We start from the raw sequence: 20,905 nt of genomic DNA on the forward strand, positions 1-20,905 counted from the left end.
TCCTGCCGGGACGACGTTACTCTTCCTCTTCCACTTCCTCCGCAAAGGAATCCTCCATTGCCTCCACAATCTGGTCAGAGATGCCCATGCTGGAGAAGCCCCCGTCGTGATAGAGCGTCTGCATGGTAACCATGCGCGTGAGGTCGCTGAGGAGCGTCACGGCGTAGTCGGCACACTCGTCGGCGCTGGCGTTGCCGAGGGGCGACACACGCTCGGCAAACTCATACATCGCGTCGAAGCCCTCAATGCCGGACCCGGCTGTGGTCTTCGTCGGGCTCTGCGAAATCGCATTGATGCGAATGTCGCGCTCGCCCAGCCGGTAGCCGAACGAGCGGACGATGCTTTCCAGCAGCGCCTTGGCGTCGCCCATCTCCGAGTACTTCGAAAAGATGCGCTGCGCGCCGATGTAGGTCATGGCCAGAATGGACCCGCCGTCGGCAATGGCCTCAGTGTCGAGCGCATGCTTGACGATGCGATGCAGGCTCACGGCCGAGACGTCGAGCGTCTGCTCATACCAGTTGTAGTTGAGATCTTCGTACGGCACGTCCTTCCGTACATTCACGCCCATGCCGATGGAGTGGACGATGAAGTCGATCTGTCCGTACTCGTCCTTGACTTCTTCGAAGAGCGCCGCGATCTCCTCCTCGTCGGTGGCGTCGGCCCAGATGATGGAGCTCCCGGTCTCGTCGGCCAGTTCGTCGAGATCCCCGAAGCGGCGAGCGACGGGGGCATTCGAGAGCACAAAGTCCGCACCCTCCCGATCGCAGGCCTGCGCAATGGACCAGGCAATGCTTTCCTCGTTGAGGGCCCCGAAGATAACGCCGGTCTTTCCGTCGAGCAGATCGTGTCCAGCCATGGTAGAAAATTGGTCGCTTAGAAAGTTGAAAGACGAATTGCGGGTCGGTCGTGAAAATATGGGCTCGGGCCCCGACGGGGACTCCCTCTACAGTCGCACGTCCTTCATGGAAGACAGATGGGCGAGGAGAGAGCGATGCACCGAGCCGTTGGTCGCACAGACTTGCTGATCGAAGAGGGGCGCGAGGCCGCTGCCGTCGTCGCGGTAGTCGGTAATCCGCCCCCCGCCCTCCCGTACGAGCACAATGCCCGCCGCCACGTCCCAGGGCGACAGTCCCGTTTCAAAGAAGCCATCGAACCGTCCACAGGCCAACCACGCCAGATCGACGGCCGCCGCCCCGTGCCGACGCACACTTCGTGCGTCCCTCAGGATCGTCCCCAGCACGTCCAGGTACTGCTCGGTATGCTCAAAGCGGCGGTACGGAAAGCCCGTCGCCAAAAACGCATCCGAAAAGTCAGATGTGTCTGACACGCCTGCAGGGGCTCCGTTCCGCTGCAGGCCGTGTCCCGCCACAGCAGTAAAGAGTTCGTCGTGCGAAACGTCGAGCACAACCCCACTCACCAGAGCATCGTCCTCCTGCAGCGCGATACTGACGGCGTAGGGGGGAACCTGATGCATGAAGTTTGTCGTGCCGTCAATTGGGTCCACGATCCAGCGCCGCCCGTCTACGGACTCGGAATATGCATCCGGCCCGGATCCCTCTTCCGCGAGCACCGGGACCTCTGGGGTCGCGTCATTGAGCGTTTCCAGGATCGCCTCCTGCGCCGCTTCGTCGGCTTCGGTCACGAAGTCGTTCGTGGTCTTCGCACGCACCCGGTGGTGTTGCCCCACATATTCTCGGATGACCGCCGCCCCGCGCCGGGCCGCCGCCACGGCCACTTCGAGCACAGCGTCATACGGCGAATTGTGTACAGGTTGGTTCATGCGCAAGGCGGAGTGTCATTCGTCCGAGGATCGAAAATCGGCGTGCTGTGCCGACAGGGGCGAAGACTTCACGAAGCCGGTTTGGGAAACCGAAACTTTTGGTCCGGTTCTGGCTAGCGGTACATCCCGGTCTGTCGCAACCACGGAGGTCCATTGATTCTTTTCCTCCCCCTTATATCGTGGGGGCGACCCGGATGTGCTGCGTCCAAACATATAAATCGACGGCCAGTGATGCATCCGCCACGGTCCGAACACGCTCGTTCTTTACACATCCTCGTGGCGATGCTCCTTCTTTCGGGCAGCCTTCTCGGCTGCTCCTCATCGCCTCGCCCGACCTCTCCGTTTCTGCCTGCCGATACGATCGCGACCACTGTTGATCGCGACTCGGCACTCGCCGTACTGTCCTCAATGCGCCGGACGGCCTTCGACTCGGCCTTCACGGCCCTGAACGAGTACGCCGTCACGCGCTCCGTGCGCACCGAACAGATGGATCCCTCCGGGGCCGTCACGGCAATGCAGTCGTACGTGCTTCGCTACCCCCCTGGTAGTGGACAGGGTACCATTCAGGAACGCGACTCGATGGGCACGTTCCGAAGCGGCGGAATTCTGGAATGGTCGACCCCGGCCCAGACGCCCACGGCTCGTCCCAGCAACGTAGCCGAGCAGGTGCTCTCCGACGAGCCGGCCTTCATCGAGCCTCGCACCCGAGAGGGCTACCGGTACGCCCTGCGTGCCGACACGCTCCGAGGGAAAACGCCGGTGTACCTGCTCGAAGCCTTCGCTCGGAACCAAGGAACGGGACGTGATCAAAGTGTGCGGTACGTGCGCCTCGTGCTGCATCGCGGCACGCGCGAGCTGATTGGGCTCCGGATGGTGCGCGCCGGTCGAGTGCTGCTCTTTGAGGAAAACAGCCGGATGAGCGTGCGTCTTCGGCGTGCGCCCGACGGGCAATGGGTGCCGCACGTGACTCGGGTTCGCGCCCTGGTGGACGTCCCATTCCGTACGCCCCGCCAGTTCCGTACGGCGTCGGACTACTACGCGTACGAGTCGTCCCCGGCGTGAGCGGCACCGGCTCAACGAAGGGCTCTGCCCCCTCGCTCCTACCTTCCGTGTGGCATCGTATGCTGCATGGAAACGATCCGGAAAATGCTGGTTTTATCTCGCTTCTATCCACCGACGATGTTCCCCAATGCCACTTCCGCTCGTCAATGACGTGCAGACGATGCTCGACACCGACCGCTTCGGGCAGTCGATGCGCGGGTTCAAAACGGTGGGCTCCACCAACACGGAGGCCGCCGATTGGGCCCGCAACGGCGCGTCGGAGGGAAGCGTGATTGTTACGGAGTACCAGTCGGAGGGGCGTGGCCGGCACGGTCGTACCTGGAACGCGGAGAAGGGACAGAACCTCATGTTTTCGGTCGTCCTCCGTCCGGCGCTGGACGCCGACCGGTTGGGGCTCATCACTGTGGCAGCCAGCGTGGCGGTAGCGGAGGCGATCGATGCCTTCGTATCGCCTCATCGGGCTGCCCTCAAATGGCCAAACGACGTATTGCTTGAGGGGCGAAAGACGTGCGGTATGCTTCTGGAATCATCTATTTCGTCGCCCCAAAACGCCGAGGTCGTGATTCTCGGGGTGGGCCTCAACGTAAACCAGACGCACTTCGGCAAGGACCTTGCCGAAACGGCAACGTCGCTCCGCCTCACGACGGGCCGCGCCGTACCACGTGCTCCTCTGTTTGCTCGCCTCTTGGATCGACTGGAAGTCCGGTACGACGCCATACAGGCCGGGGATGACCCGTCCGTGCGCAACGCCTTCCACAAGCGCCTCACCCAACACGATGACCCAGTGACCTTCCAAGTGCCGGACACAGGTCGTACGGTATCCGGCGTGGTCCGCGGCATCACCAACACGGGGGCGCTTCGCCTCGACACTGCCGACGGCCCAAAAGTCGTCCACGCAGGGGACGTAACGACACGACGGGAAGCATAACTGCCTCCCCCAGGCTCCCCATCGTGGAGCACAAACACGCCTCCCCCACGAATTCGCACTCGGGCATGCTTCTCGCGCTCGACATTGGAAACAGCGCCGTCAAGGGCGGCCTGTTCAACGACACTGAGCTCGTCCACGTCTTCACGGTATCGACGAATGAGGAGGACCTCCCTGCCTCTGACGCCGACGCCTGGACGCGCGCCCTGCGCCCCCACCTTCGCACGGCCTCCATTCAGCAGATTGGCCTTGCCTCGGTCGTCCCCTCCACCGCCCGTGTCCTGACAGAGGCCCTTGAACGCCTCACACAGGCCCCGATCGCACGGATCCGCCCCAACATGCCCCTTCCATTCACGATGACGTATGAAACGCCCGACACGCTGGGCGCCGATCGATTGGCGGCAGCTGCGGCAGGATGGGTACAGTACGGCCGGTCGGCCTCGTCCCCCCAGAGCATACTCGTCGTAGACGCGGGCACCGCGGTGACGTGTGAAGTCATCCATCGCGACGGCATCTACCAGGGCGGCGTGATTGGGGCCGGCCCCGCCCTCGTCCGCAACGCCCTGCAAAGGGACACGGCCCAGCTCCCGGAGGTGCCCCTCTCGCTGCCCGAAGACCTAGTGGGACAGTCCACCCAGTCCGCCCTGCAAAGTGGCATCATGTGGGGACTGGTCGACGGCGTACGCGGAATGATTTCTCGTCTTTCAACCTCCCTTCCGGACCCGCCCCGCATCATTCTGACGGGCGGATGGAGCGCACTTCTAGCTCCTCACCTCGACCGCGTCGACCACACCGCCCCTCATCTCGTCCTGGAGGGCATTCGCATTCTGGGAACCGGGGCCGTGGACTGATGAGCGCGCCTACGCTTCCTGCTCTACCCCCGAGAGCAAATCCTGAATTCGGGACATCACCATCTGAATGGCCACGCGGTTGTGCCCCCCACGCGGGATAATCACGTCGGCCTCCCGCTTTGAGGGCTCCACAAATTCGAGGTGCATGGGGCGCACGGTGCGCTCGTACTGCTCTAGGATTCCCTCGATGGAACGATCCCGTTCCTCAAGGTCCCGGCGAATGCGGCGCATGAGCCGAATGTCGTCCGCCGCGTCTACAAAAATCCGGATGTCCATCCGCTCTTCCAGCAGCGCCTCAGCCAGCACCAGAATGCCTTCGATGATGATAACAGGCCGCGGCTCCACGGTCTCCGTTTCCTCTCGGCGCGTGTGGGTGGTAAAATCGTACACCGGCTTTTCAACAGCCTCTCCCGCAATGAGGCGATCAAGGTGCTCGCGCATCAGGTTCGTTTCCAGCGCGTCGGGATGATCAAAATTGAATTGCCCCCGCTCCTCCGGGGGAAGATGGGACAGGTCCTGATAGTACGCGTCGTGGTCGAGGACGGCTATTGGATCGGCGCCAAACTCCTCAATGATCTGTTCCAGCACCGTGGTTTTTCCAGACCCCGACCCGCCCGCAATGCCAATGACAACCGGCAAATCCATAACTATGCGCGCGCTGGGGATGAGGCAAAAATGTCCATGGGCGTGCTCGGCCGCCCGGGGCTAGCGACTCGACACAGGCAACGCCGACGAACAACAGCCGGCAGACTCTGCAGTCTCGTCAGTGCCCACTGCAAGCGTGAGGAGCCCTATTCCTGCACCATTACGATCGACCACGTCTTCGTCTCCTCGTCGTAGGTAGAGGCCGCCTCATCGAACGAAAGGTCGTCCGACTCCTCCTCCGCCCACTCGCGCAGATCCTCCATCTCCTCGGCGGTCTCCTGCACGATGAAGTTTACGAATTGCCCGCGTTGCACCTCCAAGTCCTCGCCGGTAATCTCCACGCGTTCCCCTTCTTCCTCACGCTCGAAGGTCACCTCCACCCGCGCCTCGTAGGTGTGCTCATCGGTCCACGCATTGCGGTGCACCTCAGGCAACAGGTCCCACACCCAACGGTCTTCGAGGCTATCGTTGAGGATGGGACTCACCACCGGCCGCCAATAATCAGCGACCGGTCCAAGGTCCGGAATCGACGCTTTCATTCCGAGCTGGTAGTTCGGAATGAGATCGTCGGGCCGGAGCAGCCCGAAGAGGCCCGACAAAATGACCCCGTTTTCCAAAAGGCGGCGCTGCGCTCCCGTCGGGAGATTCGCAAAATCCATGGCGGCGTACATGACGCCGGGACTATACCGGTCGAGAGCCGACATGAGCGGAGCGTCATAAATCTCGGAGTTGACCCGAACGGCCTCTTCGAGCTCGTAGCCCTCAAGCCCAAACAGGTCCGCAAGGGCGTCCTCTTCTTCTTCGTCAATCACCTCTTGCAACGTATCGATGAGCTCTCGACGCTCCGGATTGAGGTCATCAAAATAGTTAAACGTCCCGGACGTTCGGTAATCGAACATGTCTGGGGCGAAGGGATTGCCTCCGGGTTGCTTGCGATCGGCCGGAGACAGAAGAACAGTGAGGTTCGGCATGTAGGCGGGAGGCGATCAGTAGACGTGCGAGTAATGGAGTAGAGGGGTGCCGTTGACACGCGGGAGCAACAGCGTTAGTCGGTATCACCATTTTTTGCCGACGCAGCGCTCTGCTTTCGAAGCTCTTCTAGCAGGGCGTCAATGTCGTCGCGAATGTGGTCGGCCCGGGCCTGTGCATCAGCCACAAGTTCCTCTCCCGACTGGTCGGCTCCCCCTTTCGGGGCTGATTCCAGAAAGCGACGGAGGAGGTCTTCTGTCTGGGCGGCCAAGTGCTCAAGCTGGTAGGCGAGCCGGCGACGCGTATCGGGGCCGCGCTGGGGCGCGAACATCATTCCGAGCGTAAACCCGAGGGCGCCCCCGGCCAGGGCACTCCATAGCCCGACGTGTACGGTGCGTTTTCGTGACGTATTCTCCATGGAGGTCGTATGGTATTGGACGAAAGAGCCCGTGAAACATACCTCTAAACGTACCGAGCGAGTAGAATCCGGTTTCTCGTTGCAGTCGGGACCGTCGCAATCTGCAAGAAGCATCGCTGCTCTTTCTCGGGGATGCCCTCCGGACCGAGAAAGCACCTCCCCCACGCGAGGGAGAAGGGAATCGCACGGCTTGACGTATCTTTCGACGGAACCGCTTTGAATGTTACCGACCTCGTACGTTTCTTGCAACATGCTCACGCGAAATGTACGAGTCCTTTCCGTACTGCTTACTGAAGCCTCGAGCTTCGTAGCCGTGCACGGATCTGTTTTGGCGCCTCGTACGCCTCGCCACGAGCGAACAGGCCTGCCTCCTTGCATTGTCGGATGCCGCCTCCACACTGCTCCGGCCTTGGGGACAGTTCCTGTAACGCCTCGTGTCGCCGTACGAGCCCGGCAGATCGGTGCCGCACCGCCGGCTCCCACTGACGACGCGTCCTTTCATGCATGACACTCCTTTTCCCGTCCACGAGACGGGTGACTTTCAGTATAACGACGAAGGGCCGAAGGATTCCCCAGTGCCCCCCATCGTGCTTTTGCACGGCATGCTGGGTGACCTGAGCAATTGGGTCGATACGGTGGATCGTCTTTCCAACAATGGATATCGGGTCTTGGCTCCGATTATCCCGGTATACGACTTTCCGATTTCGGAAACGGGCGTGCCCCGCCTCACCCAGCACGTGCACGAGTTTGTGGAGGCCATGGGCCTCGATCGCACAATTCTCGTGGGCAACTCTCTGGGAGGACACATCGCTCTGCTCTACGCCCTTGACCACCCGAATCGCGTAGAAGCGATGGTCCTGTCCGGCTCGTCCGGCATCTACGAAACGACCATGGGGACCACCTTCTTCAAGCGGCAGGATCGGGAGTTCATCCGTGAACGCACCGAGATGACCTTCTACGACCCGGAGCACGCCACCGAGGAGCTGGTCGACGAAATGTTTGCGATCGTGAACGATCGCCCCCGCGCCCTCCGGCTGCTCAAGATTGCTCGCTCGGCCGACGAGGAAACGGTGACCGATCAGCTTTCTGAACTCGAGATGCCGACGCTCCTGATTTGGGGTCAGGACGATGTCATCACGCCCCCGGATGTGGCCGAGGAATTTCGTGATCGGATGCCCAATGCCCGTCTTCACTTCATCGAGGAGTGTGGGCATGCCCCTATGATTGAACACCCGGAGGCGTTCAACAACCTGACGCTCGACTTTCTGAGCGAACGGGCCGAGTTGACCCACGCCCCGTCGCCCTCCAACCGATAACCTCGGATGGCAAAGACGGGCCCGTGGATGTCCACTACCCCCAACACCTGTGTGGAGCAGCCCACGCCGCTCGATGGGGGGCTCCGAAGTATGGGACGTCACGCCCCATCTATCGACGACTGGCACACCTGTTGCCGCTCGTACGACCACGGTGGTGAGCCTGATTTTGGGTTCACACTGTCCCCGGGGACCTGTAGCACCACGGGGGCCTCCGTTTCGGCCGGGCAGGTGCGTCCTCTGGGTGAGCGCGCCTGTCCGGCATCTTTATGTCTCCCGCCTCCGTACGCCAGCGAGATGAAGCCTCTTTAAGCTTCACGTTATATTTTCCTGCCTCAAGTGTCTATGGGGACGAACGGCGCAATGACGTCTCGACCGAGACGTCGTCCCTGCTCTTCTCCTTTCCCATCCCGGACCAGGGATACACTTCCGTTCTGAGACGTATCCGTACAGGCAACAGAGGCATCGCCCTCAATTGCACTCCCTTTCCTAACTACGCTTAGTACCATGGCACGCGGTGTCAACAAAGTCATCCTCATTGGCAACCTCGGGCAGGAGCCCGAACTGCGATACACCGGCAGCGGCACGGCCGTCTGCAACATGCGGCTGGCCACGAACGAATCGTACACCAACCGCGACGGCGAAGAAGTCCAGAAAACGGAGTGGCACAACGTCGTGGCCTGGGGACGACTCGGCGAGGTCTGCAACGAATACCTGGACAAGGGGTCGCAGGTCTACTTCGAAGGCTCCCTCCAGACGCGCTCCTGGGAAGATCGCGACGGCAACACTCGCTACACCACCGAGGTGAAGGCCCGCGAGATGATGTTCCTCGACAGCAACCGGCAGGGCGCCCCAGACGGCGGCTTCGATCAGGAGCAGGGCTACCAGGACGACGACTTCGATCAGCGCCCCCCTCAACAGCAACCGGCCGGACCGGGTCCGAAGCAATCCGGCCAGGGAGGACAATCTGGCGGAGGACAATCCGGCGGGAACGACGAGGAAACGTTCGAGCCGGACGATGAACTCCCGTTCTAGCTCACCTCCCCGACGTTTTGCCCCCAGTGGAACGCCGAAGGAGCGCCCCGGACGGCCGGTCGCCCCTTCGGCGTGTTCTGCTTTCGCCCCGATGACGGCGGCACTCTACAGCCCAAGCCGGTTGGCCGCGTATTGCGCCGCCGCTTTTACGTCTGCAGTGCGTCCATCTTCCAGGTGCTGGCGCACCTGCGCGGCATAGCCCTCCATTTGTGTGTATCCAATTGCCCAGAGGAGCGACGCAGACTGCACCGGATCGTTCCACCCGTCCTGAATGGCCGTCTGGACGACCGTTTGCGCAGACTCGTCGATCTCATCGGTATTGGCGAGATGAAGAAGGATCGCAAAGGCCAGCTTTCGCTCGGACGCTGTTCCCGCAGCGGCCTTCTCCGCATACCAATTGGCCTGCTCTCCGTGCGCCCCCCCTCCCACGTAGTCGCGAATGGCCTCGGCAACCGGAGCAGAATGCCCCCCCTCATTGAGCACGCGAGCATAAACGGTCGTCACGTCCGCTCGCGTTTCCTTTCCCAAAAGGCTCGCAAGCGTCCGGAGGGCGTCTGCCCGTGCCGTTGGCCGAAGGGCAGTCTCACGCGCTGCCTCCCCGAGCAGAGACACGCTGGCCGCCGGCAATTTGCGCTGAACCGTCAGTAGATCGGTGACGGCACGCTGGAGGGCAAAAGACTGGCCCGCGAGAGTGTCGAGGGATGGCAGCATGTCTTCTGTCACCCGCGCATTGCCGAGAAGAGCGTCAACGGCCTGTGCCCGCACACTGTCGGAGGCCACCGTCAGAAGCCCGGCCGCGCCATCCGGTACGACCCGATTACGCTCAACCAGCTGAACGCGACGCCGGTACTCGTAGCCTTCACTGTCAAGAAGGGCCGTGCGAAGCAGTGGTCGTATGCGATCGCTTCCGGCCCACTCAACCGGTTCATGATACGGACCGCGTGGGCTCGGGGTCGTCCCCCACCAATCGTCCTCCGTCCATGTCGCCGCCTCCTTGTGGTAGAGGCGTGCCAGCCCTCCAATCACTTGCCGCCGCGTGAAGGGATCCGGCGTGCGGTCCAGCACCTTCCGCAGTCCCTCGACCGTCTCGTCCCGATGCAATCGCACGAGCACCTTCATTCCGCCCCGAATGAGGCCGGGCGAGCCGTGTCGCACAGCCCGGAGGGCAGCCGACACGGCCTCAAGCTCAACCAGCGTCCGCACGGCCACGTGCGAGACCGTACGATCGGGATCGGCCACAAGTGGCACGATGTCGCCTGCCGCGCCCGAAGCCCCTAGCCGAGCCAATCCATTCACGGCGTGAAGACGCACCCGTGGATCCTCAGCAGAAAGCGCCTTGACGAACGGCGCCGTCGACACGGCATCGGTCTGCGGCCGTCGGTCAGCAAGGGCGCGAAGGGCAAATTCGCGAAGTTCCGGATCCCCTGTGAGCTCCATGAGCACCGCGTGGCTGTCGGCTCCTTGCCACTGTTTCAGCGTAAAAAGCGCCGCTACCCGTACGTCCGTCGGCCCGTCTTCTCGGGCCAGGGCCGCCACCTCTTCGACCGCATCCGGGGTGGGGGATCGACGCAACAGCTCCCGCTGGGCATGCAAACGAAGACGACTGTGCTCCCCCGCAAGCACCGTCAGCAACTGCTTCGTGCTCGCCTCCTGAAAATGAGGAACCCTCGGCGGATCAGCATCCTTCCGGCCTAGTCGAACGATAAAGCCCACATCCTCCCCGGCGTACGTAAAGCTTGCCCCCATCCAACTGCTCACATAGAGATTCGAGCGTCCGTCGATCGTCAGGTCGGTCGGCTGGGGCATCCGCAGAACAAGCTCCTGCGTCGGCTCGTAGCTCGCGCCCTGCGCCGTGAGCTGGTGTCGGAAAACCGCGCTCCGTCCCCAATCGACGGTGTAGAGCGACTGCTGAAGCGAATCGGGCAGTCCGGGAGCATCCACGTAAAGAGCCCCGGTGCCCGACCCTCCCCCGTAGTCCGCCAGGGGCGGTTTCACCTCATCGGCGAAGTGGTGAAACTGGCTTGGGTACCCGAAGTGGGCCTGCGGCACCACGTGTTGCAGGCGCGTGCGCCACCGGTACCCGTCGTTCGTATTCCCGCGCACAAACCCGTCAAGCGTGGGATTGAGGGCGATGTCATAGGAATTGCGGAGCCCCGTCGCATAGATTTCCAACTCCGATCCGTCCGGCCGCACGCGAACGATTCCGCCCCCTCGGTTGCTGATCTGCCGTCCATCCGTCCCGGTCGCGTTCAAAAAGCCGTAGTCGCCGACGGAAACGTAGAGCCACCCGTCAATGCCCATCTGCATGCCGTTGGTGGTGTGGTCTGCCCCCCGAAAGTCGAGCCCAAAACCCAGTCCGTCTACCAGGGTCTTGCGACGATCCGCTACCCCGTCGCCATCCGTATCCGTGAAGGCCGTGAGCGTCGGCGGGTGCATCACGTACAGGGTGTTCCCGTCGTAGACGAGGCCGCGGGGGCTGTCCAGGCTGTCAACGAACACCGAGTAATGGTCGGCCTGCCCGTCGTTGTCGGTATCCAGTACTTTCAGAATCTCGCCGCGGCCTGGCTTGCGGTCCAGCGAGCCGTTTCGATCTACCCCGACGAACAGATTCCCCTGTGGGGTTGCGGTGATGGCAGCGGGGTAGTTGACTTCCGGGGGGGCAGCGAAAAGCGAAAGCGTCAGCCCCTCCGCCCCTTGTACCAGGCGCGTTTTTTGCTCTACCTCGTTCGTAGAGAGATCGATGGGACGCGCCTCGGATGGCACCTGAGCCTGAACGGGCAGGCAGACCGCCCCTCCAACAACGATGAGCGCGATCGAGAAGAAGTGGTGGAAACGAGTCAAAGGAGAAGGAGTCGTCAATGCAGGGAAAAGAGGACCGTCCTCAAGTGAGCGGATTCCCCCAACGGAAGCCCCCGTACCCGTCAAACTTGAGTCGGCCCGGTAAAATCATCATTCTCAGTATTGATCCCTCCTCTTTTCCTTCCTCGCCTGCGTCGGGACTTCCCCCACCGGGCCGCCCGGTTTCTTTCCGAGCTGTCATTCTCCGTGTTCGTATTGCCAATTTGTTTCAGTTTCGTTTGCAGATCCCCGACGCACGCTTGATCTTTTATTGTTCTCGCCCGTTACGGCAGCACCTACACAATCGACGGCTACGGTTTATTCCCTGCGGGACCCCGTAGCCCTGCTGTTTCGCTGAGACCCTCCCCGTGTCATGAGCATTGCCTCGTATTTGTCCGAAGAGCTTGGTGCCTCGGTCGAGTTTGAAACGTTCCGGGACGCCTTTCGCGAGAAGCTGCGCACCGTCTTTTCCCAGCGGGCCGACTTCAACGAATTAAGTACGCAGCGGGGGCTTCCGCCCTTTGTGATGCGCGAGATTCAGTCGCTCACCCCTCTCTCGGTCTTTATTCCGGAGGAGTACGGCGGACGGGGAGGACACGTCCACGAGTGCCAGGCCATTCTTGCCACCGCCTCCTACGAGTCGCTCGCGCTCTCGCTCACCCTCGGCATCAATGGCGCGCTCTTTCTGCAGCCCCTCACCAAATACGGGCACGAGGCCATTAAAGGCCCGGTGTTCGAGCGTTTCATTGAGGACAAAAACATGGGCGGGCTCATGATCACCGAGCCCGACTATGGCACCGATGCCCTCAACATGAAAACCTCCTACACCAAGGAGAACGGGACCTATCATGTGGAGGGCACAAAGCACTGGGCCGGCCTCACCGGCTGGGCGGACTTCTGGCTGATCACGGCCCGCCGACAAGGCAAAAACGGCGACCTTGGACGGGACATCGATTTTTTCGTGGCGGACATGAACCAGTCCGAGCAGATGGTCGAAGTCGAGGAGTTCTACGAAAACCTCGGCCTCTACATGATCCCATACGGGCGCAACAACGTGGACATCCGGGTGCCGGAGGAGCACCGCCTCCAACCCGAAAGCACCGGCATCAAGATGATGCTGGATACGCTGCATCGCAGCCGCATCGAGTTTCCGGGCATGGGCATGGGATTCCTGCAACGCATGCTCGACGAGGCCCTGGAGCACTGTAAGAAACGCTTCGTCGGAGGGAAGCCGCTCCTCGACTACGACCAGGTGGAGCGCCGCATCGCAGAGATCCAGGCGGCGTTCACGGCGTGCTCGGCCATGTGCCTCCACACAAGTGAGCATGCGGGCACGGAGAACAACTTGGCCGGCGCCACGCTGACGGCCAACTCCATCAAGGCGGTCGTCACCGACCTCATGCAGGACGCCTCACAGTCGCTCCTCCAGTTGATGGGCGGCAAAGGCTACCGGCTCGACCACGTGGCCGGGCGCTCGGTCGTCGACAGCCGCCCCTTTCAAATCTTCGAGGGCTCGAACGACGTGCTCTACCAGCAGATTTCAGAGTCCGTCCTCAAGTCGATGCGGCAAATGAAGGAGAGAAACCTGCGCTCCTTCCTTGCCGATCACGACCTCACCGCCCGGGCGGTAGAGTATTTCAACGACTCCCTCAACTTCGAGGTTGACCAATCGCTACCGCAACGCAAGCTCGTGGAACTCGGGCGCATCCTTGGGCGCGTGGTGACAATGGAGATGGTAATCGAACTCGGTGATCGTGGCTTCCGCAGTGATCTGATTTCGAACTGTCTCCAGGTCTTTCGCAAAAACGCGCAGGGCCTACTGACCACCTACCGCAACGACGAGCCCGCAACGGTCATCGAGGATTACGTAGAGGGCAGTGCCTGGATTGATTTTGTGAAGGCGTAACGGAGACACGTTCTCCCGACCGAGCAGCCAATTTCCCTTTCTTGGTCGCCTTCGATTTTTCATCGGCGGTACGTATTGCGTGTTGCGTAATTTCTTACCCGCACCGGTCACGAAATACGCAATACGTTCCCGTGAGTAGGACAGCCGCGGCACAACCATCTGTCCCCTTTTCATCCACTCAACTTCTTTCTCCCATGCCCGTCCGTTTCGGAGTTGTCGTCTTCCCTGGGTCGAACTGCGACCACGACGCCTACCACGCCGCCAAACACGTCTGTGAACAGGACGCCCGTTTTATCTGGCATGAGGAGGAAAGCGTCGGGGACGTGGATGTCGTGATCGTGCCCGGCGGATTCTCGTACGGCGACTACCTGCGGTCCGGTGCCATCGCCCGCTTCTCGCCCATCATGCAGGACGTGGTGCGGTTTGCCAACGAGGGCGGGCTCGTGCTCGGCATTTGCAACGGCTTTCAGATTTTGTGCGAAGCTGGACTGTTGCCGGGCACCCTCCTGCGCAACGAGTCGCTCCGTTTTGTAAGCAAGCCGGCGACACTCCGCGTGGAAAATGCTGAGACCCCGTTCACCGGGGCACTGCAGGCCGGACAGGTCGTCACGTTCCCGGTGGCGCACGGCGAGGGCCGGTACTTTGCGGAGGACGACGTGCTAGATCAGTTGGAGACCAACAACCAGATCCTCTTCCGCTACAGCACGCCCGACGGCGACCTCACAAATGACGCCAACCCGAACGGCTCGGTGCGCAACATCGGGGGCCTCATCAACGAGGAGGGAAACGTCTGCGGCCTCATGCCCCACCCCGAGCGCTGCGTTGAAGCAATGATCGGCGGCACGGACGGGCGCTTTCTCTTCCAGTCGCTCATCGAGCACGTGGAGGCCGAGCACGCGGTTGCGTGAGGTACGGTACGTATCGCGTGATGCGTATTGCGTGATGGCATGCGGAAAGGACTGGAGAACCAGCATTCCATTTCCATGCTGGGCGATGCCTTTCCGCAGACAGATGATCTGCTGAAGCAGGACTTCGAAGCCATGATGGCGGAGGATGCAGACCGTACCGATGTGCTCCAGGAAATCCTCAAGCACTTCGATATGGGCCGTGCACGGTACAAAAACAACTCCTTCGACTCCTTCTGCTCTGCCGTCTTCGACGAATAGCGGCGTCACCCTTCTTTGAAAGACGGGTCTCAACCGTCAAATCTCTCCTCGTCTCCCCTTGACGCTTCCCCGTCTCGCAGGGGACCAGAGGACGTGCCGTTAGATTTGCGGGCGCGAAGGTGTCTACTCGGTAGACCTCAATTCGTCTACCGACTTCACGTCCGTCATGTCCTCCTCTTCGTCCTCCGTCTCCGCCCCCCGCGACCAGTACGAGATTGACGACCAAACCGTGGCCGTCTCGTTGCAGGAGCCGCGCCCCGATGTCCAAGTGCCCGAGGCTCTCGTCCACGACCTCTGGCAGCACCAGCGCTTCGACACAAGCGGCCTGACCACCACAGACGACGAGCCGGTGCGCATCCTCGACCCCGGACGCCCAAACGCCGATGCCGGACCCGACTTTCAGAATGTGCACGTCCGGATCGGCGCGATGGACTGGCGCGGGCACGTGGAAATCCACACGGCGTCTGGCGACTGGTTCGAGCACGACCACCACACCGATCCGCGGTACGAAAGTGTCGTTCTCCACGTCGCCCTCCACACGGACATGTGGACCGGCGGCCTCCTCCGCTCCGATGAGTCCGCCATCCCGGAAATCGTCCTCTATCCGCGCCTTGATGCGCCGCTGCGCGAGCTGCTGCACGCCTATCACACCCGCCCCGACGACGACACGCTGCCCTGCGCCGCACGCTGGGACAAGGTGCCCGAACAGCACAAGCGAACCTGGATCGCTGCGCTTGCCCGCGAACGTCTGGCCGTGAAACGGGACCGGCTGGCACAAGCCTCCGACGCAGACCTGGAGGCCCGCTTGCAGGAGCGGCTGTACGCGGGTCTCGGCTACGCAAAAAACGATACCCCGATGGCCACGCTGGCCGAGCGCCTGCCCCCAGAGACCATTCGATCCGTAGCGGAGCCGCGGAACCGGGAGGCGCTCCACTTGGGCGTGGCCGGGCTTTTGCCAGAGCCGAAAGATCTACTGGACGCGGATCGGGAAACGGCCGACTACGCAATGAGTCTGCGCGACCGCTTCCGGCGTCTGCAGGTACAACACGACATTCCCGAGATGGCGTCTACGAGCTGGACCTTCTTCCGTCTGCGTCCCAACAACTTTCCGCCACTGCGCATCGCCCAGGCCGCTGCCTGGTACGACGAAAATGCCCTCCTCGCCTCCGACCCGATCCCTCTCCTCCGCACAGCCCTCACCGGCGATGATCCCGTCGCCGACCTTCAAACGGCGCTCGCAACGACGCCGCCCCCGTTCTGGCGTACCCATTACCATCTCAAGAAGCGCGCCTCGGAGCACGACCCGAGCCTCGGAACCTCCCGCCGCAATACACTTCTTGTCAACGCTGTCCTCCCCATCCTCCTACTTGATGCGAAACGCCGGGAGGATTCTGCCCAGGCCGACGCGGCCATCGATGTACTGCACTCTCTTTCTGCCGCTCATGACAAAATCATTCGCCGCTTCCGCAACCTTGGCCTGAATGCCCGCTCGGCCTTTGAAGCGCAAGGAATGCATCAACTCTACCGCGAGTACTGTATGGAAGGCGGATGCCTCGACTGCCAAATCGGCCAGTATCTTCTGAACTCTTAGGGGGCCTATGCCTATTTTCTCCTCTATCTTTTAACCCGCCTGGTGCTTGAGTCCGCATGGAATAGCTCTCCAAACGTAATGCGACCCGTCCTCATCGCTCCTGGACATCTTTGTGAAACTGTGAGTGTAATCGTAGGCCGTTGGACTGGCCTGTTCGGCTCTTGAAGAGGACTGTCCCTCCCCCGTAGCACCAATCGCTCTCACCGTCCAACCGCTCCATGCTTATCCGGATTGTGCGCATGACCTTCGCCGAGGATACCCTAACGGTGTTCCTCGACCACTTCGACGAGGTGTCTCCAAACATCCGACAGTTTCCGGGCTGCCAGCACCTAGCGCTCTGGCAAGACGCGGACGCGCCGACTGTCTGCACCACCTACAGCCACTGGGACAGTGCCGCGGCCCTGGACCGTTACCGCGACAGCGAGCTTTTCCGAGACGCATGGGCCACCGTCAAGCCTCTCTTCGCAGATCGTCCCGAAGCCCACAGCTACACCGTTGCGCGCTCGGCCGAAGCAATCGAGCAGCTCCCCCGCCCCAATTCCTCTCGCTGAATGCGGTTGTGATCCATCGGACATCACCGTATTTTTGGGCGTATCCTCTTCCCACAAATATACATTCTCATGGTCACCGCGATCGTCCTCCTCAACACCAAGCGCGACAAGGTGAACGATGTGGCCGACGAGATGGCGGCCCTCGACGGCGTAAGCGAAGTGCACTCCGTAGCCGGGCGCGTCGATCTCGTCGCGATTCTCCGCGTCGCCGAAAACGATGCCCTCGCCACCCTCGTCACGAGCGAAATTCGGCAGATCGACGGCATCACAGATACGGAGACCCTCATCGGCTTCCGCGTTCACTCCAGCCACGATCTGGAGCAGATGTTCTCGATTGGGATGGACTGAGAGACGGGGCCCCTCGGGAAAAGAGTATCTTCCCGACCTTGTCGGAAATGATCCGAGAACGCTCGGATGGGGAGCAGGACGCCATTTTCCCCTCATGCATATCCTCCTGCTGAGCCCCACCCACCGCGCCGCTACGGTCCCAGGCGCCGCTCAGCCTGCACCTCACGACGGCGTCCCAAGAAGAGGGCTCCACATGCCCCCGATCCCCAACCCGCGCAGGACGAGGAGAAGTCCCACCACCACCAACCCCACCGGCACGAATCGCTGGAGGCGCGCTCGCCACGTGCTGCTCGCCACGCGACCGACCAGACTCACCGCCAGAAGGGCAGGCCCTGTGCCCAGCCCAAACGCTGCCATAAACGCCATGCTACGAGGCACCGTGCCGGCCGTGAGAGCCGTTGCGAGGGCCGCGTAGACGAAACCACAGGGCAGAAGGCCATTCAGAAGTCCGATCAGAAGCATAGCACCTGCCCCACCTGAACGATACAGCTGACTCAGCGGCGTCATCACACGTCCAAGCAGTGCGGAGGGGGCCTGTTCGAGACGGCTCACCTGCCGACTGACCCACGGCACGAGGGCCGTGAGGATCATTAGGATCCCGATGGTCACAGACAGGCCTTGCTGAAATCCCGCAATCGACACAACACGACCGACCCCCCCCACAAGTCCCCCGAGAAAGGTATACGTCAGGGCCCGCCCAAGATTATAGAGCCCCCGATCGACCAAAAACCGCCCGGGCAACTGATCTGCCCCTGGGAGGCTAAGCGCAAGCGGTCCACACATGCCCACGCAGTGCACACTTCCCAAAAAGCCGAACGCGAGGCCGCCAAGAATCCAGCTCGTCATAACGAAAGGCCTGAACTACACCCGAGTACTCGGGATTGTCCAGGCCCACCTTCTATGAGACGGAAATCGTACATTTCTCTCATCACTGCTGGCCGGGAGGCGAGGATTGCACAGGCACCCGTACCCGTTGGAGCCCACTCTGGGCAAACTCAAGATTGAGAATCAAGGTGCTATTCTCGTCAAGCGATTGTCCCAGATTGACAAGCTTCACGTGGGTACTTCCGGGCGCAAGCGTCACTCGCGTGCGGGCCGGCACAGGCAGTCCGCTCCTGCTGCTGGTATCCGCGGCCGTGATGCGATGCACCTCTGAACTGTCGATGATTGGGGCACTGGCTTCCACAAGCGTGTCGGCCCCCTGACGCCCATTCGCGATGGTCATGTAGAGGGCACTCGTGCTCCCGGCGGAGGCGGGCTGAGCCCAGGGATTCTCGATGGCGAGTTCATCGTCCGGTAGGGGCGGAGGCCCAGATGCCTCCTGCTCATCCTGCGATCCCGACTGGCACCCAGCCCCCAGGAGCAGCGCAACACAAAGGGTGAACGTCCCAAAAACAGATCGAACCTCCAGTGAACGCAACATGGTTACGACTGAATTTTTTGGAGATCGCTGATAATGAGTTTCGGAGGAGTCTGGCTCCCGCCATATGTGGCCCGCATCCGGCCCTCTGCGTCAATCAGCGTGATCTGATTTGAGTGCGTGAAAATGTAGGAGGAGTCTGTGTCCGGCGTTGGAAACTCACGATCGGTCCCCTTGATCGTATGGCGCACGCCGAGCCGATCCATGAGTCCACCAATCGTGGCAGAATCGCCTGTCAAAAACTGCCAGGATGAATTTTCAATCCCAAAGCGAGCCCGGTAGTCCGAAAGTCGGGCGGGCGTGTCTCGATGGGGATCGAACGTCACCGTAACAAACTGTACGGATGACGAGTCCGCAATTTCGGACCGGATGTCTTTCATATTGGCGGTAATCTTCGAGCACACGTTCGGGCAATGCGTGTAGATGGTCCCCAGCACAACCGGCGTCCCCACAAACGCGTCCGGAAATTGAATGTCCGCCCGATCCTGATTTACGAGCGTGTAGGACGTGTCCGTAAGCACCGTGTCTACGTCGAGCGACAGCGTGTTCTTGGCCCCTCGGTTCGATTTCGACTCGCCTCCACAGCCCGCCGTGAACAGCAGGAGGCCGAGACAAACGAGCGCCACGACGTGCATTTGCCTGCCCGAATGCCAAACATAGAGACCAGACCCCATATCGCTGTCTATTAGGAACACGAAAACGAGATAACGGCAATGCTTGGCGCCGCCGAGCGATGACTCAGACGGCACAGTGGATTTTCTTTTACCCGTCAGTACCTGTACTTCCAGAGCGAGGCATCGTTCAAGCCTCCGCTGGCATGAACGAGGAACCAGGCATCGAAGATACAGGTTTGCCGCATGTCGTACTCTCCCCACTGTTCTCCCACTCTCGTGTCCACGTTTCCCTCCTGGAGTACCCACGCAAAGGCCTTCGGTCTCGGCATTCTCCTGGCCGCTATCGGCATTGGAGCGTACCTGCAATGGGGATCAAACGCCTCCGCTGACCTGCCCCCCGTCACGGTCTACAAGAGCCCCACCTGTGGTTGCTGTACCGAGTGGGTCAGCCACCTCCGAGAGCGGGGATTTCAGGTAAAGGTGGAAGATCGCGTAAACGTGCAACCCGTGAAGCGCCAACTGGGCGTTCCGAACGGCCTTGCGTCGTGCCACACCGCTACGGTGGGCAATTACGTCGTAGAGGGACACGTGCCCGCCGAACAGATCAAGCGCCTTCTGCAAAACAAACCGAACCTGAAGGGCATCAGTGTGCCCGGAATGCCCATCGGATCGCCGGGCATGGAGCGGGGCGACCGTGTGGAACCATACGCCGTGGTTGGTTTCACGGGGTCGGGCGACACGACCACTGTTGCCCAGTACGGCCCGCGCAAATAAATCGACACCGCCCCGCGTTATGTCCTGTTCCTCCTCGCTCCAAACTGGTCTTGGCGGCCTGCTGCTTGTCCTCCTGCTGAGTGGCTGCGGTGACGGATCGGCCTCGCAAAGTTACGAGCAGCGAATCATGCAGGCCCGCGTGCAACGCGACATGCAGATGCGGGAGAAGGAAAGCGTGCTTCCCCCCAACCGTCGTGCGGATTTTCGGGGACTTGACTACTACGGCGTGGACTCCACGTATCGCTTCGTTACGCCCCTCCAACGGCTGGAACAGCCCGACACGATGATGCTCGCCGAAAACACGGGCCGCATCCGTGCTCAGGTGCGCATTGGACGCGTGACGATTCCTCTACCGTCCGGCAACAAAACCCTGACGGTGTTTCGGGGCGCGAGTGACGACCCGCGCGGACGGTTCTGGATTCCCTTTGCGGACGAGACGAATGGAAACGGAACGTACGAGGCCGGCCGGTATGTCGACCTCGCCCAGGCCCCCAACGACTCTGTGGTCGTGGACTTCAACCGCGCCTATAATCCCACCTGTGCCTACAATCCGGAATTCGCCTGTCCGCTCCCGCCGGACGGCAATCGGATCGATGCCCCCATTCCCGTCGGGGAAAAGACCCCGAAGTTTGGGCAAAGTGCCTCATCGTAGCACGGCAGAAGCACTGGGATGGATGCCCGACTCCGCCTCCGGGTGCT

22 protein-coding genes are annotated in these 20,905 nt (G+C 61.5%); 13 read left to right on the forward strand and 9 right to left on the reverse strand.

Features of this window, described 5'->3' with window-relative positions; translation table 11 throughout:
* Nucleotides 1–16: 16 nt before the first annotated feature.
* Together BSZ35_RS07590 and BSZ35_RS07595 are read right to left on the reverse strand one after the other, a co-directional pair.
* Entirely contained in the window at nt 17–856 is an 840-nt protein-coding gene (locus BSZ35_RS07590; RefSeq protein WP_105011870.1) for an enoyl-ACP reductase, read from the reverse strand.
* An 87-nt stretch (nt 857–943) separates the two neighbouring features.
* Nucleotides 944–1,780, reverse strand: coding sequence for an inositol monophosphatase family protein (locus tag BSZ35_RS07595; protein ID WP_105011871.1), 837 nt, complete (start codon nt 1,778–1,780; stop codon nt 944–946).
* A gap of 282 nt (nt 1,781–2,062) precedes the next feature.
* Here BSZ35_RS07595 and BSZ35_RS07600 point away from each other — a divergent pair, with 282 nt between their 5' ends.
* The 3 genes from BSZ35_RS07600 (at nt 2,063) to BSZ35_RS07610 (ending at nt 4,618) form a co-directional block, all read left to right on the forward strand.
* Nucleotides 2,063–2,842 carry a hypothetical protein gene (locus BSZ35_RS07600; RefSeq protein WP_258096130.1) on the forward strand — a complete coding sequence of 260 codons (780 nt, stop codon included), beginning with the start codon at nt 2,063–2,065 and terminating at the stop codon, nt 2,840–2,842.
* 127 nt (nt 2,843–2,969) lie between these two features.
* The gene (locus BSZ35_RS07605) at nt 2,970–3,770 is read left to right on the forward strand and encodes a biotin--[acetyl-CoA-carboxylase] ligase (RefSeq protein WP_105011873.1); all 801 of its coding nucleotides are present in this window, start codon (nt 2,970–2,972) and stop codon (nt 3,768–3,770) included.
* A gap of 65 nt (nt 3,771–3,835) precedes the next feature.
* Nucleotides 3,836–4,618, forward strand: coding sequence for a type III pantothenate kinase (locus BSZ35_RS07610; protein ID WP_105011874.1), 783 nt, complete (start codon nt 3,836–3,838; stop codon nt 4,616–4,618).
* 9 nt (nt 4,619–4,627) lie between these two features.
* Here BSZ35_RS07610 and udk read toward each other — a convergent pair whose 3' ends face one another.
* The 3 genes from udk to BSZ35_RS20200 all read right to left on the reverse strand — a co-directional run bounded on the left by udk (nt 4,628) and on the right by BSZ35_RS20200 (nt 6,650).
* Nucleotides 4,628–5,263: a uridine kinase gene (udk, locus tag BSZ35_RS07615; RefSeq protein WP_105011875.1), complete on the reverse strand. Its 636-nt coding sequence runs from the start codon at nt 5,261–5,263 to the stop codon at nt 4,628–4,630.
* A 146-nt stretch (nt 5,264–5,409) separates the two neighbouring features.
* A complete protein-coding gene (gene yaaA / locus BSZ35_RS07620; RefSeq protein WP_105011876.1) occupies nt 5,410–6,234 on the reverse strand; it encodes a peroxide stress protein YaaA in 825 nt (274 codons plus the stop codon).
* 74 nt (nt 6,235–6,308) lie between these two features.
* Nucleotides 6,309–6,650: a YtxH domain-containing protein gene (locus tag BSZ35_RS20200; protein ID WP_105011877.1), complete on the reverse strand. Its 342-nt coding sequence runs from the start codon at nt 6,648–6,650 to the stop codon at nt 6,309–6,311.
* 500 nt (nt 6,651–7,150) lie between these two features.
* Between BSZ35_RS20200 and BSZ35_RS07630 the strand changes: the two genes are divergently transcribed.
* On the forward strand, nt 7,151–7,966 hold the full coding sequence (locus tag BSZ35_RS07630; protein ID WP_105011878.1) for an alpha/beta hydrolase: 816 nt from the start codon (nt 7,151–7,153) through the stop codon (nt 7,964–7,966).
* Between the two features lie 504 nt (nt 7,967–8,470).
* Nucleotides 8,471–8,998 carry a single-stranded DNA-binding protein gene (locus tag BSZ35_RS07635; RefSeq protein ID WP_105011879.1) on the forward strand — a complete coding sequence of 176 codons (528 nt, stop codon included), beginning with the start codon at nt 8,471–8,473 and terminating at the stop codon, nt 8,996–8,998.
* A gap of 105 nt (nt 8,999–9,103) precedes the next feature.
* Here the strand turns inward: BSZ35_RS07635 and BSZ35_RS07640 are convergent, their stop codons facing one another.
* Entirely contained in the window at nt 9,104–11,839 is a 2,736-nt protein-coding gene (locus BSZ35_RS07640) for a PVC-type heme-binding CxxCH protein (protein ID WP_105011880.1), read from the reverse strand.
* Between the two features lie 370 nt (nt 11,840–12,209).
* On the opposite strand from BSZ35_RS07640, the gene BSZ35_RS07645 reads away from it, so the two are divergent.
* From BSZ35_RS07645 to BSZ35_RS07670, 6 genes are all read left to right on the forward strand, one after another.
* A complete protein-coding gene (locus BSZ35_RS07645) occupies nt 12,210–13,742 on the forward strand; it encodes an acyl-CoA dehydrogenase family protein (RefSeq protein WP_105011881.1) in 1,533 nt (510 codons plus the stop codon).
* Between the two features lie 194 nt (nt 13,743–13,936).
* Nucleotides 13,937–14,650 carry a phosphoribosylformylglycinamidine synthase subunit PurQ gene (gene purQ / locus BSZ35_RS07650; protein ID WP_105011882.1) on the forward strand — a complete coding sequence of 238 codons (714 nt, stop codon included), beginning with the start codon at nt 13,937–13,939 and terminating at the stop codon, nt 14,648–14,650.
* A gap of 39 nt (nt 14,651–14,689) precedes the next feature.
* Complete coding sequence (locus tag BSZ35_RS07655) at nt 14,690–14,908, forward strand: hypothetical protein (RefSeq protein ID WP_105011883.1); 219 nt, start codon at nt 14,690–14,692, stop codon at nt 14,906–14,908.
* A 166-nt stretch (nt 14,909–15,074) separates the two neighbouring features.
* The gene (locus tag BSZ35_RS07660) at nt 15,075–16,499 is read left to right on the forward strand and encodes a DUF2851 family protein (protein WP_258096132.1); all 1,425 of its coding nucleotides are present in this window, start codon (nt 15,075–15,077) and stop codon (nt 16,497–16,499) included.
* Between the two features lie 218 nt (nt 16,500–16,717).
* Entirely contained in the window at nt 16,718–17,050 is a 333-nt protein-coding gene (locus tag BSZ35_RS07665) for an antibiotic biosynthesis monooxygenase (RefSeq protein ID WP_105011884.1), read from the forward strand.
* Between the two features lie 69 nt (nt 17,051–17,119).
* Entirely contained in the window at nt 17,120–17,398 is a 279-nt protein-coding gene (locus tag BSZ35_RS07670; protein WP_105011885.1) for an Lrp/AsnC ligand binding domain-containing protein, read from the forward strand.
* Nucleotides 17,399–17,560: 162 nt separating this feature from the next.
* Here BSZ35_RS07670 and BSZ35_RS07675 read toward each other — a convergent pair whose 3' ends face one another.
* The 3 genes from BSZ35_RS07675 to BSZ35_RS07685 form a co-directional block, all read right to left on the reverse strand.
* Nucleotides 17,561–18,244: a sulfite exporter TauE/SafE family protein gene (locus BSZ35_RS07675; protein ID WP_105011886.1), complete on the reverse strand. Its 684-nt coding sequence runs from the start codon at nt 18,242–18,244 to the stop codon at nt 17,561–17,563.
* Nucleotides 18,245–18,326: 82 nt separating this feature from the next.
* Nucleotides 18,327–18,821, reverse strand: a complete 495-nt coding sequence (locus BSZ35_RS07680) for a copper chaperone PCu(A)C (protein WP_105011887.1) — start codon at nt 18,819–18,821, stop codon at nt 18,327–18,329.
* Between the two features lie 2 nt (nt 18,822–18,823).
* Nucleotides 18,824–19,453 (reverse strand): SCO family protein, encoded by a 630-nt coding sequence (locus BSZ35_RS07685; RefSeq protein WP_181149236.1) that lies wholly within the window; start codon nt 19,451–19,453, stop codon nt 18,824–18,826.
* A gap of 255 nt (nt 19,454–19,708) precedes the next feature.
* Here BSZ35_RS07685 and BSZ35_RS07690 point away from each other — a divergent pair, with 255 nt between their 5' ends.
* Nucleotides 19,709–20,206 carry a DUF411 domain-containing protein gene (locus BSZ35_RS07690; protein WP_105011889.1) on the forward strand — a complete coding sequence of 166 codons (498 nt, stop codon included), beginning with the start codon at nt 19,709–19,711 and terminating at the stop codon, nt 20,204–20,206.
* Nucleotides 20,207–20,225: 19 nt separating this feature from the next.
* A complete protein-coding gene (locus BSZ35_RS07695; protein WP_105011890.1) occupies nt 20,226–20,858 on the forward strand; it encodes a DUF1684 domain-containing protein in 633 nt (210 codons plus the stop codon).
* The last annotated feature ends 47 nt before the right edge of the window (nt 20,859–20,905 follow it).

The organism is Salinibacter sp. 10B (assembly GCF_002954405.1).
GTDB lineage: Bacteria > Bacteroidota > Rhodothermia > Rhodothermales > Salinibacteraceae > Salinibacter.

Coding starts and splice junctions, on each gene's coding strand:
- BSZ35_RS07665 (WP_105011884.1), top strand. CDS start 16,718: ATGCTTATCCGGATTGTGCGCATGACCTTCGCCGAGGATACCCTAACG.
- BSZ35_RS07630 (WP_105011878.1), top strand. CDS start 7,151: ATGCATGACACTCCTTTTCCCGTCCACGAGACGGGTGACTTTCAGTAT.
- BSZ35_RS07635 (WP_105011879.1), top strand. CDS start 8,471: ATGGCACGCGGTGTCAACAAAGTCATCCTCATTGGCAACCTCGGGCAG.
- yaaA (WP_105011876.1), bottom strand. CDS start 6,234: ATGCCGAACCTCACTGTTCTTCTGTCTCCGGCCGATCGCAAGCAACCC.
- BSZ35_RS07685 (WP_181149236.1), bottom strand. CDS start 19,453: ATGCACGTCGTGGCGCTCGTTTGTCTCGGCCTCCTGCTGTTCACGGCG.
- BSZ35_RS07645 (WP_105011881.1), top strand. CDS start 12,210: ATGAGCATTGCCTCGTATTTGTCCGAAGAGCTTGGTGCCTCGGTCGAG.
- BSZ35_RS07600 (WP_258096130.1), top strand. CDS start 2,063: ATGCTCCTTCTTTCGGGCAGCCTTCTCGGCTGCTCCTCATCGCCTCGC.
- BSZ35_RS07605 (WP_105011873.1), top strand. CDS start 2,970: ATGCCACTTCCGCTCGTCAATGACGTGCAGACGATGCTCGACACCGAC.
- BSZ35_RS07660 (WP_258096132.1), top strand. CDS start 15,075: ATGTCCTCCTCTTCGTCCTCCGTCTCCGCCCCCCGCGACCAGTACGAG.
- purQ (WP_105011882.1), top strand. CDS start 13,937: ATGCCCGTCCGTTTCGGAGTTGTCGTCTTCCCTGGGTCGAACTGCGAC.
- udk (WP_105011875.1), bottom strand. CDS start 5,263: ATGGATTTGCCGGTTGTCATTGGCATTGCGGGCGGGTCGGGGTCTGGA.
- BSZ35_RS07610 (WP_105011874.1), top strand. CDS start 3,836: ATGCTTCTCGCGCTCGACATTGGAAACAGCGCCGTCAAGGGCGGCCTG.
- BSZ35_RS07680 (WP_105011887.1), bottom strand. CDS start 18,821: ATGTTGCGTTCACTGGAGGTTCGATCTGTTTTTGGGACGTTCACCCTT.
- BSZ35_RS07670 (WP_105011885.1), top strand. CDS start 17,120: ATGGTCACCGCGATCGTCCTCCTCAACACCAAGCGCGACAAGGTGAAC.
- BSZ35_RS07590 (WP_105011870.1), bottom strand. CDS start 856: ATGGCTGGACACGATCTGCTCGACGGAAAGACCGGCGTTATCTTCGGG.
- BSZ35_RS07595 (WP_105011871.1), bottom strand. CDS start 1,780: ATGAACCAACCTGTACACAATTCGCCGTATGACGCTGTGCTCGAAGTG.
- BSZ35_RS20200 (WP_105011877.1), bottom strand. CDS start 6,650: ATGGAGAATACGTCACGAAAACGCACCGTACACGTCGGGCTATGGAGT.
- BSZ35_RS07675 (WP_105011886.1), bottom strand. CDS start 18,244: ATGACGAGCTGGATTCTTGGCGGCCTCGCGTTCGGCTTTTTGGGAAGT.
- BSZ35_RS07695 (WP_105011890.1), top strand. CDS start 20,226: ATGTCCTGTTCCTCCTCGCTCCAAACTGGTCTTGGCGGCCTGCTGCTT.
- BSZ35_RS07655 (WP_105011883.1), top strand. CDS start 14,690: ATGCGGAAAGGACTGGAGAACCAGCATTCCATTTCCATGCTGGGCGAT.